General features: G+C 39.9%; 16 protein-coding genes. 2 read left to right on the top strand and 14 right to left on the bottom strand.

What is annotated here, in order from left to right:
- Positions 1-147: 147 nt before the first annotated feature.
- The 3 genes from HGR01_RS27305 to HGR01_RS27315 form a co-directional block, all read right to left on the bottom strand.
- Positions 148-732 (bottom strand): hypothetical protein, encoded by a 585-nt coding sequence (locus HGR01_RS27305; protein WP_045868976.1) that lies wholly within the window; start codon positions 730-732, stop codon positions 148-150.
- A gap of 581 nt (positions 733-1313) precedes the next feature.
- Entirely contained in the window at positions 1314-2030 is a 717-nt protein-coding gene (locus HGR01_RS27310; RefSeq protein WP_045868693.1) for a dienelactone hydrolase family protein, read from the bottom strand.
- A 279-nt stretch (positions 2031-2309) separates the two neighbouring features.
- Positions 2310-3239: a helix-turn-helix transcriptional regulator gene (locus HGR01_RS27315; protein WP_045868692.1), complete on the bottom strand. Its 930-nt coding sequence runs from the start codon at positions 3237-3239 to the stop codon at positions 2310-2312.
- 341 nt (positions 3240-3580) lie between these two features.
- Here HGR01_RS27315 and HGR01_RS27320 point away from each other — a divergent pair, with 341 nt between their 5' ends.
- Positions 3581-4120, top strand: coding sequence for a DUF2267 domain-containing protein (locus HGR01_RS27320; RefSeq protein WP_045868691.1), 540 nt, complete (start codon positions 3581-3583; stop codon positions 4118-4120).
- 61 nt (positions 4121-4181) lie between these two features.
- Here HGR01_RS27320 and HGR01_RS27325 read toward each other — a convergent pair whose 3' ends face one another.
- The 9 genes from HGR01_RS27325 to HGR01_RS27365 all read right to left on the bottom strand — a co-directional run bounded on the left by HGR01_RS27325 (position 4182) and on the right by HGR01_RS27365 (position 9447).
- Positions 4182-4397, bottom strand: a complete 216-nt coding sequence (locus HGR01_RS27325; RefSeq protein WP_228045798.1) for a hypothetical protein — start codon at positions 4395-4397, stop codon at positions 4182-4184.
- Between the two features lie 90 nt (positions 4398-4487).
- Entirely contained in the window at positions 4488-5960 is a 1473-nt protein-coding gene (gene tnpC, locus HGR01_RS27330) for an IS66 family transposase (protein WP_045868690.1), read from the bottom strand.
- Entirely contained in the window at positions 5878-6411 is a 534-nt protein-coding gene (locus tag HGR01_RS27335) for a hypothetical protein (RefSeq protein ID WP_081583915.1), read from the bottom strand. The genes tnpC and HGR01_RS27335 overlap by 83 nt, the downstream gene beginning before the upstream one ends.
- A gap of 291 nt (positions 6412-6702) precedes the next feature.
- Positions 6703-7074: a hypothetical protein gene (locus HGR01_RS27340; RefSeq protein ID WP_045868689.1), complete on the bottom strand. Its 372-nt coding sequence runs from the start codon at positions 7072-7074 to the stop codon at positions 6703-6705.
- A 522-nt stretch (positions 7075-7596) separates the two neighbouring features.
- Entirely contained in the window at positions 7597-7932 is a 336-nt protein-coding gene (locus HGR01_RS27345) for a XisI protein (protein ID WP_045868688.1), read from the bottom strand.
- Positions 7920-8336: a XisH family protein gene (locus tag HGR01_RS27350; RefSeq protein WP_045868687.1), complete on the bottom strand. Its 417-nt coding sequence runs from the start codon at positions 8334-8336 to the stop codon at positions 7920-7922. Before HGR01_RS27350 ends, HGR01_RS27345 begins: the two co-directional genes overlap by 13 nt.
- Positions 8337-8360: 24 nt before the next feature.
- A complete protein-coding gene (locus HGR01_RS27355) occupies positions 8361-8630 on the bottom strand; it encodes a hypothetical protein (protein ID WP_045868686.1) in 270 nt (89 codons plus the stop codon).
- 158 nt (positions 8631-8788) lie between these two features.
- Positions 8789-9187 carry a type II toxin-antitoxin system tRNA(fMet)-specific endonuclease VapC gene (vapC, locus tag HGR01_RS27360; RefSeq protein WP_045868685.1) on the bottom strand — a complete coding sequence of 133 codons (399 nt, stop codon included), beginning with the start codon at positions 9185-9187 and terminating at the stop codon, positions 8789-8791.
- Positions 9172-9447: a hypothetical protein gene (locus HGR01_RS27365; RefSeq protein WP_045868684.1), complete on the bottom strand. Its 276-nt coding sequence runs from the start codon at positions 9445-9447 to the stop codon at positions 9172-9174. The genes vapC and HGR01_RS27365 overlap by 16 nt, the downstream gene beginning before the upstream one ends.
- Before the next feature lie 165 nt (positions 9448-9612).
- On the opposite strand from HGR01_RS27365, the gene HGR01_RS27370 reads away from it, so the two are divergent.
- The gene (locus HGR01_RS27370) at positions 9613-10164 is read left to right on the top strand and encodes an REP-associated tyrosine transposase (RefSeq protein ID WP_045868683.1); all 552 of its coding nucleotides are present in this window, start codon (positions 9613-9615) and stop codon (positions 10162-10164) included.
- Positions 10165-10224: 60 nt separating this feature from the next.
- On the opposite strand, the gene HGR01_RS27375 is transcribed toward HGR01_RS27370, so the two are convergent.
- Complete coding sequence (locus HGR01_RS27375) at positions 10225-10539, bottom strand: hypothetical protein (protein WP_045868682.1); 315 nt, start codon at positions 10537-10539, stop codon at positions 10225-10227.
- A gap of 119 nt (positions 10540-10658) precedes the next feature.
- A complete protein-coding gene (locus HGR01_RS27380) occupies positions 10659-12077 on the bottom strand; it encodes a site-specific integrase (protein ID WP_194007856.1) in 1419 nt (472 codons plus the stop codon).
- Positions 12078-12438 lie beyond the last annotated feature (361 nt).

Here is a 12438-nt window from a genome sequence, read left to right on the forward strand (position 1 = left end):
GGAAATAAAAATTATTAATTATGTTTATTAAATACAGCAAATAATTGAAAAAAGTAATGAGTAATAAGTAAATTTCTTACTCATTACTCATTACTTATTACTTATTACTCATGATTTCCCTCACTTACTTCAAAAGTGCTGTATCTGCTAATTAGAGAGCTTAAAAACTCCGCCGTTACTCACAGGGAGAGCATAAGCAATTTGATCGAGCGAAATCTTATCGGGGTTATTACTTGTTATATCTTTGAAGAAAGTACCACGGTGTTCAGGTGTTACAAGTAAAGTAGCTGCATCTGAACCAGAAAGGGAAGACAAGAAAATTTCTACATACCCACGAGCTTCAAAGTTTGCTCCCGAAGTTATAGCAGATTTTGTAATATCAGGTTGCAACAGCAGTAAACTAGTACCATTCTCAGGAATGGTAAAAGTCAGCCTTGCCTTGTTATTTTGTGGAACTTTCTCTGGTACAAGTGAAGAATTGGAGATGATATTTACTCCTGAAATATCTACAGCTTCGAGAAAATCTTCAAAATTTTTGGGTAGCGCTCCTGGATTACCTGGATCGCTGGGGAATTTGACTGTAAATACTACAGATAGTGTGACAGGAAAAAAGTTCACATTAGCAATGGTCAAGAAATAGCCTTGAATTACCTTACGGCTAAGATTTTCTAGCCCTTTAACGGGTGGTAATTGTGGCTTTAATAATACTTCAAATGTAGAAACAAGTGCCATAGTTTTTCTTGTGGTTGAGTAATCTAATACCAATTTGAAAAAAGAATGCGACAGATTGTAGGGGCAAGGCAATGGCTTGCCCTCTAGAATATATTGATGTGTCACAAACATTATTTGATTTGGTATAAATATACTGTAATTAACAATATTTCAAACGTGTAGTACCCCCAAGGGTACTATTGTGAATATGCAGTAATATCAGAATTAACTAATACAAAATTAGGTTTTATGCACTCAGTTTTTTGGGCTACCGACAGTTTTATGTCACCAAATATTTACCTTTCATAGGGAGTAAAAAAGTAAATCTTCTGCTTGTTTATGATATATAAGTAGTTTGAGAGGTTATTTATTTTATAAAGTAACTGTAGGGTGTGTTACGGCTATGAAAGTATTCGGGACTTAGAGACAATGTAATTTAGCCGTAACGCACCACCGCGTGGATGGTGCGTTAGGCGCGAGGATAGTTATTTAGTGACAATTTATATTGGAAATCAGCGCCTAACACACCCTACTTAATAAATGAAATGGTCTCTGAAAACAGGGTATATTCACATTGGCGAGCATCCAATATTTACACAGCTTCACTCCCGGAGATGTTTATGGAAAAATTGTGTCAGTTCGCGCCAACCATCTGCGGCGGCTGAGGGATTGTAAGAAGAACGCTCATTACAGAAAAATCCATGATCGGCATCGGGATAAACTTTCAAGCTGTATTCTTTGCCGAATTCTTGAAAGCGAGATTCGATTTGTTTAATGCGATCGCCTGGAATAAATGGATCTTTACCACCAAAAAATAAGTAAACTGGTACTGTGATATTTTTGACGGCAAATAGCCACTCATCCAGAACCATTCCATAGAAAGGAGCCGCAGCCGCAATCTCTGATGATAAATAACAAGCTGTGAAAAAACTCAAACCACCACCTAAGCAAAAGCCAGTCACGCCTACTTTATTTGGATACACATCAGGTCGTGATTTTACATAAGCCAATGCTGCCCAAATATCTTTCTCCATCGGTTTGCCAAAATCGAGGCGATACATCATCGCCATTGCTTGCTCAACTTCGTCATATCCGAATTTATTGTTTGGCAACTCACGATAATATAAATCTGGAGCCAGAACCATATATCCTTCCTGAGCAATTCTGGCGGCTACATCTTTAATATGTGATGTTAAACCAAATGCTTCCATCAGCAACAGGATGGCTGGCTGGCGTTCACCTTTAGTAGATGTACATAACCAAGCTGGCATTTTTCCGTCAGGCGTGGAAATCATCACCTCTGTTTGCTCGATTTGCATTATTACCTCCGCCACTGCAATTTTCTCTGTTACTGATAGCTTAAGAAGCTGGCTATCTATGACTCTAGAAAAAAGTTGCGGATTCTTTGTATATTTTTGCGCTTAGGGCATAGGGGATAGGGCATGGGGCATGGGAAAGAAAGATTTTCATGATTGGTTATGCCAAAACAAGGCCTGGTATGAATAACGAGCTTAAAAATCTGGCATAGAGAAGAAGTTTCCATTGCCCAATGCCCATTGCCCAATGCCCCAAGCGGCGGGGCGACTATTCCTTTCCTCCTATAAAGGATGAAGTTTCCCGCCGCTTTCCATAAATTGTTTTGGTGTTACGCCCACAACGCGCTTAAAATATCGAGTCAAATGACTTTGATCGCAAAAACCTACTCTCATAGCTATGTCTGCAATACTCAGTTGACTGTATTGCAATAAATATGTAGCTCGATTAATCCGACATTGCAAAATATATTGGTGAGGCGTAACTCCCATACTTTGCTTGAATAAACGCAAAAAGTGATATTGACTCATCTGAGCGATCGCAGCTATCTCACTCAGCTTGATTTCTTGATGAAGATGTTCTTTAATATACTCTTTTAGCTGTTGCAACTTGAATTGAGATAAGCCATCAGTATAAGTAGACAGCTTAGGTTGGGTAGTGCAATAGTTACGTAATAAATGAATAGCTAATGTAGTTTTGAGGCTATCAATTAGTAAATACCCCCCCATTTTCCCTGATTCTAATTCTGCTTTCAAAGCCCAACAAATGCCTTGGATTAATTCATCTTGCCTACTCATAAAATGAGGGATAAGTTGAATGCGATCGCAATTCACTAAATCTTCCCCAACTTGTTTGAGCAGTGCCGCATCAAATGCCAAAATCATAAACTGAGCTGGGGTATTCCAATTGCAACGGTGAGCAATACCTTCAGGAATAATGGCAATGTCGCCCGAATTACGCCTTTCTTTTATCAGCTTTCCATCTAACCATCGTTCTCCCGATGAGTAACTTGATGATAAGTCAGAAATTCCCGCCGCAATTACATGCATTGTGTGTTGATGTTCAGCTACCTCAAACTTTGGCTGTTGATGGAGTTCAAAATGTATACCATCCCATCCCAAACTTGAGAGAACAGCAGGTTGAGGTACAAACGCATTTGATGCTTTCTCTTGACGGTAATCAATAATTTTCAGCCTTTGCTCTACTGTTCTCATTGCGTCCTGAAACAGGTAGGGGATGTATCTATTCTGACTGTTTTTTCACATACATAGGCGATCGCTTCTTTTATTTTTTATCCAGAACTTACACAACTGGCACAAATATTTTCTACGGTGGTAGTCAAGAGTCAAAGGTCAAAAATTGGACTTTTGACTTTGGACTCTGGACAAGCATTGCGGGAAAAATATGACACTTGCGTAAGTCTTTTGATCTATGGAATTTCTTACTTTTGGTTTGATGATATCTCGAACTTCTGGATGAGACCAAGGGTTTTTGATTTGTGCGACCTTACATAGGTAAGCAGAAAGACTTAATATTCAGAACTAAAAGAAAAACCATGCCCGATCAAACTTTCAGACAAAACATACCAGAAGTTGACCCCACAGAGATTGAAGATTCCAGAACTGCGATCGCAGATGAACATCGCTCTTTCCTAGAAAAAGTCATGGTAAGAAGCGGATTTGCAGATTTATATGATGCCAGAGACTTTACCGAAGTTGTATTTCGCGTCATGCGCGACTTAATGACAACAGAAGCTAGCGATCGCGTTGAGTCAGAATTGCATACAGAAGCCGTGCCTACAGATGAGAAAGCACTCCAGTTTGAAGTGGCTGATCTCTGGAAAGATACCAATCCGATTGTCGGATTTTTAAGCCGGGTTCGTCCACCTTGGCAAGGCCCTGGTATTTTTAAAATTGATTCTGATCGCTTTCTGTTCCGAGTTGCTAATGAAAGCGGAATGCCACGCACAGTTGAACGAGAGCAAGCAGTAAAAGCCGTATTTTCTGCCACCAAAGACGAACTTTCCCAAGAACGGATTCAGGAAATTGCTAGCTGGCTACCCGATCATGTACGTGAACTTTGGGAACAAGCTTAATTAGAACCCAAGAACCAATAAGTCTGTTTGCGGAGCGCGATCGCAAACAGGCTTTTTATTATTAATAGCTTTCTTTATTAAGTTCGCCAAATTTCACATTTCTCAGGTATTCATATTTATGCTGTAAGCTGCGAAAGTTACTTTCAATTAAAGGGAAAAGCTTTTCGGGGAATGGTTCATTCATATCTACAGGATTAAATCTTTCGAGTTCCTTTACAGAACGGATTGTTTTATATACTGCAACGTGCTTGATATATTTTAATAGCTCATTAATCAAATCTTTGCCATTATTTGCATTTTCCGCTAAATGAATTTTAGATTCGATAATATCAACTATTTCTTGATGATTTTCTGTAAGGATTCAGGTCTAAAATTGAGGAACTAGAGAAGGGCGAGACTGAGAATTAATAGAGTCAGCAATTAGTGCTTGTACAAAAAAATCAATAACAGACAGACTTTGACGACGACAGGTTTGAACCACCGTCAACAAATTGGCAGTATGTTGAAACCGCTCCATCGAACGGGAACCACCACTAACTTTACGTTTTGTCACAGCCAAACGCAGCGATCGCTCGGCTTGATTGTTATCAGGAGGAACTTCAGGGTTGTCAAGGAAATACCACCATTGGGAGGCTTTATCGCGCAAGGAACGTAAAAGGTTTCCTGCTGTAGCTCCGGCTAAGTTAATCCAGTCATCAAGTGTTTGTTGCAATTTAGATTTGAATTGATTGACCCAATCGTTATAACTGGCGCAGTCAAGAGTCTCAAACCATTGGGCATAATTTCCAAAAGCTTCATCAATTAAATCCACAAATGCTTCACCAATAGCTTGGTTGTGAAGACCTGGAAGTTGAATTAGTTTTTTGAAGTGACGGCGTAGATGAGCCAAACATTTCTGCTGCTCAGGCACCGCATAGCCATTGTAAACACTAAAATCATCGCTGCTGATTACCCCTGTATATTTAGCCCCTAAAATGGCTTCTAGTTCTGCTCTGGAACGAGTGTCAGCAGCAGTAAACAGGCAAAACTCAGAATTGGCAACTACCCACAACCATTCTTTAACTCCCTTGACAGACCAAGGTGTTTCATCCACATGAATGTTAGGTTGTGTCTGTTTTACCCAATTACTTAACTCAGTAATGCTTGGTTGAATCGCTGTTTGAATTCGTTCATTTGTGGTGACTAAAGTTCCCAGCCCAATTTCAATTTGACCTAACTCCCACAACATTTCTTGCTGTTTTTCATAGGGCATATGTGCATAATTATTTGCCCATCCTAAAAATGCCTGTAAAGAAATCCCTAAATCCTGTCCTGGGATGATATCTTGTGACCAGGAGGCTGTTTGTATATTGCCACAGTACTCACACTGGCACGTATGGCGTTGATACTCAACTATTTCAATGGGACGCTCCACTAGTTGCGCTACAGACTGTTTTTCTACTTTTACTGCCACAGCCGCAAACGCTTTTTGACCACAACAGACACAATCACTTGGACGTAAGATTTCACAACGATCTACTCTACCAAAACCCTTACGGGTCTTACCTTGATGCCCTGGTTGCCCACCTGGCTTTCTTTTGGGATGATTTGATTCTTCTTGCGGTGCTGCTTTTTTGTTTTCACTCTTTTTGAGGATGTCCCCTGATGGCGGCTTAGATGAGGTTTTGCTGTCTAAATCTCTGCTGACTTTTAAACGTTCTATTTCTTGCTGTAGTTCTAATACTGTTTTCTGTAATTCACCTATTACCTTGCTCTGCTCAATGATTATCTCTACCAGTTCTTGTTTCGATAACTGGTTCAAGCTTTCCCGGTCTAAATCTTGAGGCAGGTTTTGGTTCATATCTGTGATACTCCTCCTCAAGCGATCCCTTTGTCAATACTCTGCCACCTGAATCCTTACGATTTTCTAGAATAAATTCCTTCTCAATTGTAATACTTGCCGCGTCAGGTAAAACATTTTGTTCATGACTCAGAGATTTGATTCGCTTCCACATAACATTATCTTTTTCTAGCCGCAAGTATATAGGCCAGTAAAATTCAGATATTTGTCTTTCGATAAACTCAAGCTCTGCATTATGCCTAGCCATAGTAATCTGATTTTCTAGCTCAGATATTTGTTGCTGCTGTTGATGCTCAAGCTCTGCAATCAGTTGTCTTTGATGATATTTTTCATTAGTTTCATTCTTAAATATCTCAAATCTCTTATTCAGCCAGTAACCTGCAACCAAAACAATCCCACCAATCAATACTTTATCAACAACTAATTCAATAATTGTTTCAGAAAGAGCCATGTAATAATTCTCGCCTCCGTTCTTGGGCTACAAATGACGACACAATTGTAACCAGCAAAATCGCAAATGGCTGCTGCGTAATACCAATTTGAAAAAAGAATGCGACAGATTGTAGGGGCATGGGCATTGCCCTGCCCTCTAGAATATTATTGATGTGTCGCAAATATTATTTGATTTGGTATCAGTTAAGCGTTTAGAACTCAAAATTGGTTTTGGAGAAAAGGTTAAAGGTTAAGGGTTAAAGGTTTTTTCTTCCCCTTTTCCATTCCCTTTTTCCCTTTCCCCCTCAACTTAAGCTTCCGCAGATATCACATCTGGCTTGGCGGCTGGGCGTGGTTTTCGTCGCTCGGACTTGCGCGTTCCACCAGCCATCCCATACTCATCGCTATTCTTGCCATAACGAGAGGCAACATTCAACAGCATATGCTCAGAATAATTATTTAATACACGTTCAGCATCAACTAATGCAGTCTGTGTCTTTTCTACTAACGTTTTTGCTTGGTTATAAGCAGCTAGCTTCTCTCGCAACTGCTGAACCATGCCATTATAATTAGCAATTGAAAACTCATTACCAAAATTTAGGTCAGGGTCAATCATCTGTAACCCTTCAATCCGACGTTCAGCCTTGGTTAACGCCCTGGAATTTCGTCTCTGTTGCCTCATAAAGTTTTCCTATGTAGATGAATTTCACATAGAGAACCCTGATAATACTTTATGCTGAGTTCGCTATATATCATCAACATACGCAATCAGCAGACACATCAGCCTGAGTAAAGCTACAGAAATTTTAAAACCTTGGCATCTGGGAACAGAGAAATTGCGGTTAAATTTGCTAAATTTGCTCTCAATATCAAATTTTGAGCGTCTTATCCTCAATTTATACCTTCTGATTTTGATTCACGAATTGTGAACTTGCGGCACGAATAGAAAACTTGATGCACGAGTTCGTGAACTTGATTCACAAGTTGTAAACTTGATTCACGAGTTCGTGCACTTGATTCACGAGTTGTAAACTTGATGCACGAGTTCGTGCACTTGATTCACAAGTTGTAAACCTGATTCACGAGTTGTAAATCAGAATTTGCCATAGGAAATGTTTACCACCAGCTACCCACCGGAGGAGTGCGATGCCTACGGCAACCCTTACGGGCAAAGCCTTTAGGGAAATTTTGCTTTCAGAAAAAATCACGCTACGCCATATTGTGTGTATTGACGGAGGTTTGATGGCTGTAATCCCAAAACAATATCATCTCTAGGCACTCCCATCTCAGCCAAATCTTCAGCAATCTGCACATCCGTCATATTACGCTGAATCCATATCTTTTCATTTTTAATATCCAGATGGATCACACAATTATAAATGCGGTCATATCCATCCCAACCAATTTCTAGAATTTGGTAATGATCGCGCATCGTGTCAAATATTAACTGAATTTCTACATCTTCTTCCACAGCTTGGTAACTGCCATATTTAGTTAATAAACCCTGAATATATTCACGATATTGCTCTAGCTCTGCCATTGCACAATTACCTCACTATTAGGTTCGTAAACTATTAGTTTAACTTGATATTCTTGTACTGATATTTGAGCAAAGTCCCGGCTAAATAACGAACGATAGGTTGACACCGGAACTGCTAAGAACAGTATGCGTTCAGGTTCCCTCAGCCTTAAAGCTAATCGATAATTAAGAAACTGACCCAAAGCTGCATGGTAGTCAAATAGCTCTGAGTCTCCTAAAAAACTTTTAATTTCAACTGCTATTTTCTCTGTTCCTCGCTCGGCTGCTAATATTTTTTCTGCACCTAAATCAACGGACATTTTATCTTTGCCAAACTTAAGAATTAGAGGATCGTGAGTGATCGCCCAACCTTCTTTTTCCAACGCCCGTTTAACAGCTTGGTGAAAAATGTCTTTTGCAGACACAAACACAACCACAACTCTATATTTCTATAATATCTCAGCATTAGGTACTAATTTTGCTACTTTTAGAATGTCAGATAATGTCTGATCCGCTTCGTGAACTTCATAAGGTGACCATACAACTGCTTCAGTAGATTCCAGTTGTTTTAGCAGCGCTTGTTCCTGCTCTTGATTATCGATAGATTCTAGATTGCATCCTTCTTCTTTTGCTACTTCCAGTAAAAGAAAATGCATGAGACGCAATTTGTCTTGATGGGATAGTTTACTAACAGTTTGTAGCACATCATTTAGAAGCATATTACCAATTATTAATAGATAATACTTGAATTTACTTGAACTTAATATTCTATTTTAGATAGTAGGGTGTGTGGTCGCGCAGCCCAACGCACCTAGATGGGAGAAATGCGATCGCAATATCATGTTTAGGTACACTTTCCCTGACGAGTTCATCAGTGCTATTCCCAATCTTCGTACTTCAAGCCATCAATACGGCTAAATTCGCGAGTGTTGTGGGTGACAAGAGTCAGGTCATTTGCTAAGGCGATCGCAGCAATTAACAAATCATTTGCTCCAATTGGAGTACCTAAAGCATTGAGATTAGCACGAATATTTCCCGCTATTTTTGCAGCTTGAATATCCAGTGGTAAAACAGCAAATTCTGCAAATAAATTTTCTAAATGAGAGAGGTTTCTATTAACGTTTGCGCTTTTGTAAGCTCCATAATACAGTTCGCTATAAACAACAGTACAGAGGTAAATATCTTGAGAAGGAATTGAGAGAATTTTTTGGGTGACAGGCGAATTTGCTGAATTGAGAATTTGGATACAAGCATTTGTATCTAGGAGGTAGGCCATTGAATCTCCTCCCGTTCCTCAAAGGGTAGTTGTTCTGGACGTTCAAGCGGTTCACCTTCCCAACTACCTACTACTTCTTCAACAAATCTGTGTGAGTATCCTAGTTCTTGGGGCGGTTTGATTGCAGATTGTGAGGATTCTGTAATCACAGGTTGAAAGACAATCACTACATCTAATTCTTGGTTAGCAATTTCCGGCGGAAGTTGGATTTGCAAAATTCCATCATCACCAATATATGTTCTCAGCTTAATGCTTTCCATAACCCAATCTGCTCACCAGAACCCGATACCCTTATGATATCGAAGTATTGGCAGCTAAAGGAGAGCGATCGCACCACCAAATTAACGTAGGGTGTGTTGTCGCGCAGCGCAACGCACCGAATCAATTATGGGCATCCTAACAACAAACTCCATCCCCTCACGCCCATGCCCAACTACCGCAGATATAATATTTCCGGTGGCACTTACTTCATCACCCAAGTTACCTACCAACGCCAACCCTGGCTTTGCTCCGATACAGGGCGTAATGCTCTCCGCGCCGCCCTTCAGCACGTCCGGCAGAATTACCCATTCTCCATTGATGCCTTTGTTCTCTTACCTGATCACTTTCATACCTTATGGACTCTACCAACAGAAGATAACAACATATCGATGCGAATGCTGTTGATCAAACGCTTTGTCACCAAATACTATGGACATCAGTTAGGACTTGATTTTGCTATCTCCCGTTCACGAGAAAAGCGTAAAGAGCGCAACCTATGGCAACGCCGCTTTTGGGAGCATCACATACGAGATGATGCTGATTTTGCTAATCATTGCGATTATATTCATTACAATCCTGTGAAGCACCAGCTTTGTGAATCACCTCAAAAATGGTCTTTTTCGAGCATTCATCGTTTTATCCAGCAGCAAATTTACCCATTAGATTGGGGTAGCAGTGGTGAGATTCAGCTTGTGTCAGATATTTGGGATGTTTGATATGACGGTGCGTTGCGCTTCGCGACAACACACCCTACGGAAGAAATGCGATCGCCCTATTTATTGTACATTCCAAAAGAAAGCTTTCCCTGGCTTGTTCCCTTGCCAACCAGCACTTAATGCCTTTTGAATAGACTGAGCAACCTCAGAAGGCAAGACAGGTTTCCTAAGCTCTAGAGCACTATATGAACCACTCATGTGATAGCGAGGAAAGATCAGAACTAGTACTGCACCATCGCAATTAAGCTGTTGAACTGTAACGATAACTCCTAACTCAGCATCCTCTTGATTCTGAGTTGGTTTGGGAGGATATCGCCAACGATAGCCAATTCCATCTACTATAATGCGACGGGAACCTTTTTTAGGAAATGCCATAAATGTAACGGATATTTGAAATCATAGCTATATATAAAAGCACTCGCCCCAACTCTCCAAATTAACGTAGGGTGTGTTGTCGCGCAGCGCAACGCACCGCCTCAATTTTATCAACACCTTTAACTCCGCTTATAAACCAATTCCATTTTCAACTTCTCAATTTCCAACTTCAACTTTTCATTCTCCATCCGCAACTTTGCATTCTCTTCTCTAATCAATTCAACTTCATCGCGTTTACTCAAAGCTTGATTAATCGCCAATTTCCGCATATCCAGCGAGAACCAACGCTGATAAGTTTGCGTATGCACTTGCACGCTATGCCCTAAATTATCTGCTGCCGCTTTAATTGGTATCCCCAAAATATGCGCCCGAATTGCCCAAGCATGACGTAAATCATAGGGCTTAAAATCTAAACCAATTTTCCTAAACCACCAACTAATTCTCTGCGTTAAAGCTGTGATTTCTGCATGATTATTTTTATCTTTTTTACTAATCGCTGTTGCCAGCATTTCTAAATACTTGGGATTTCTTAAATCAAAATCTTCAATCCATTGCTTATGTAAAGGTAAGGCTTGTCTTTCCCCTGTCTTACAATCTTTATGGACTTTCCAAGTCAAATCTACATTTTCTTGGCTCAACCACCAATTAATATCAGGATTAATAAATAATTCTCTGGGACGTAAACCAAAAACTGCTAACATTCCATAAGCCCAGCGCCAAAGTTGCCAGCTATTTTTCACATCTTGGTTTACTTGATTACCTCTGGAAAGCAAATATTCTTCAAACTTGGCAATTCCTGTGGCTATTTCCCCATCTGTGGGGATGTTGCGAGAATTGCGATCGGGCATTTTAGAATATTTAGATAAATCAATTTCAATTTTGAATGTCTGACAAAATGCCGCTATAGCTCTTGCTGCATTATATTTAGACCATTCTTTATCAATTTTGTCAATATAACTTATTAAATTTTCAGCCGTGGCAATATCTTGAGAATTAGTAAATCTCTGTGTCCTTGAGAAATAATAAAAAAAGGTATGTTCGCTTTTTGTAGTGCGTTTATGAGTTTTAAAATACTCATCTTCAAACTTGGCGAGTAATTCTCCTATAGTTTGAAAATCTTTTTTAATTGCCTCAGTGCCTAAATATTTATCATTCCATTCAAAGGTTTTACGGGCAATTAACTTGCCTAACTCATAGGCTTCTTCTTCTGCCGTCTTCAGTCCATCTAAATTAGCAGGAATATTCAAGCTGATATTATATTGTTTTCTGCCAGTGCCGTTTTTATCTGTATCTCCTGGTTTAATGGGTAAAGTTGCCCTTAATTGCAGACTTCCGTTAGATTCCCGAATTGTTACCTTTGTCTTCGCAGACTTTAAACGCAGATTTACTTTCTCTAACTCTTGCAGGACTTTTGTTCTCATGTGTTCTCTTTGCTGCTGTGCTTGCAGACTCGAGCCGAAAAAACTGCCATCGGTAGACGAAACTGGCTCTAAGTCAGCGAAAGCTTGTTGATATTTGTCTTGACCCTGGTTATGCATAGCGGTATTTTTAGCCTAGATTTAGCCTAAAAATAAATGTGTTCTCCGCGAACAATGTTTAGAACTGACATTGATTACAGCAAACATTAGGCTACTGAAAGTAATTGAACCATAAAAAGGATTACTCCGGCCCTTATCACGGTTATGACGGGTTTGCCATCTTCGCTCGCGACATGGATTTGGCACTCAACAGCCCAACCTGGGGTCTAATCGGTGCTCCTTGGAGCAAGAAAGCTGGCGCTAAAGCTAAAGCTGCCGTTTAGAGTAATGGAATCGAGAGATTAGAAGGGGCCTGGGGCTTAAAACCCCAGGGGGGATTTGGGAATCCAAGATTCAAAACTAAAAATTCAAAATAGATAAT

The sequence above is a fragment of the Tolypothrix sp. PCC 7712 genome, from assembly GCF_025860405.1.
Lineage (GTDB): Bacteria > Cyanobacteriota > Cyanobacteriia > Cyanobacteriales > Nostocaceae > Aulosira > Aulosira diplosiphon.

Coding starts and splice junctions, on each gene's coding strand:
- HGR01_RS27365 (WP_045868684.1), bottom strand. CDS start 9,447: ATGGAAAGCATTAAGCTGAGAACATATATTGGTGATGATGGAATTTTG.
- tnpC (WP_045868690.1), bottom strand. CDS start 5,960: ATGAACCAAAACCTGCCTCAAGATTTAGACCGGGAAAGCTTGAACCAG.
- HGR01_RS27375 (WP_045868682.1), bottom strand. CDS start 10,539: ATGGCATTTCCTAAAAAAGGTTCCCGTCGCATTATAGTAGATGGAATT.
- HGR01_RS27340 (WP_045868689.1), bottom strand. CDS start 7,074: ATGAGGCAACAGAGACGAAATTCCAGGGCGTTAACCAAGGCTGAACGT.
- HGR01_RS27380 (WP_194007856.1), bottom strand. CDS start 12,077: ATGCATAACCAGGGTCAAGACAAATATCAACAAGCTTTCGCTGACTTA.
- HGR01_RS27345 (WP_045868688.1), bottom strand. CDS start 7,932: ATGGCAGAGCTAGAGCAATATCGTGAATATATTCAGGGTTTATTAACT.
- HGR01_RS27335 (WP_081583915.1), bottom strand. CDS start 6,411: ATGGCTCTTTCTGAAACAATTATTGAATTAGTTGTTGATAAAGTATTG.
- HGR01_RS27320 (WP_045868691.1), top strand. CDS start 3,581: ATGCCCGATCAAACTTTCAGACAAAACATACCAGAAGTTGACCCCACA.
- HGR01_RS27310 (WP_045868693.1), bottom strand. CDS start 2,030: ATGCAAATCGAGCAAACAGAGGTGATGATTTCCACGCCTGACGGAAAA.
- vapC (WP_045868685.1), bottom strand. CDS start 9,187: ATGGCCTACCTCCTAGATACAAATGCTTGTATCCAAATTCTCAATTCA.
- HGR01_RS27370 (WP_045868683.1), top strand. CDS start 9,613: ATGCCCAACTACCGCAGATATAATATTTCCGGTGGCACTTACTTCATC.
- HGR01_RS27305 (WP_045868976.1), bottom strand. CDS start 732: ATGGCACTTGTTTCTACATTTGAAGTATTATTAAAGCCACAATTACCA.
- HGR01_RS27315 (WP_045868692.1), bottom strand. CDS start 3,239: ATGAGAACAGTAGAGCAAAGGCTGAAAATTATTGATTACCGTCAAGAG.
- HGR01_RS27355 (WP_045868686.1), bottom strand. CDS start 8,630: ATGCTTCTAAATGATGTGCTACAAACTGTTAGTAAACTATCCCATCAA.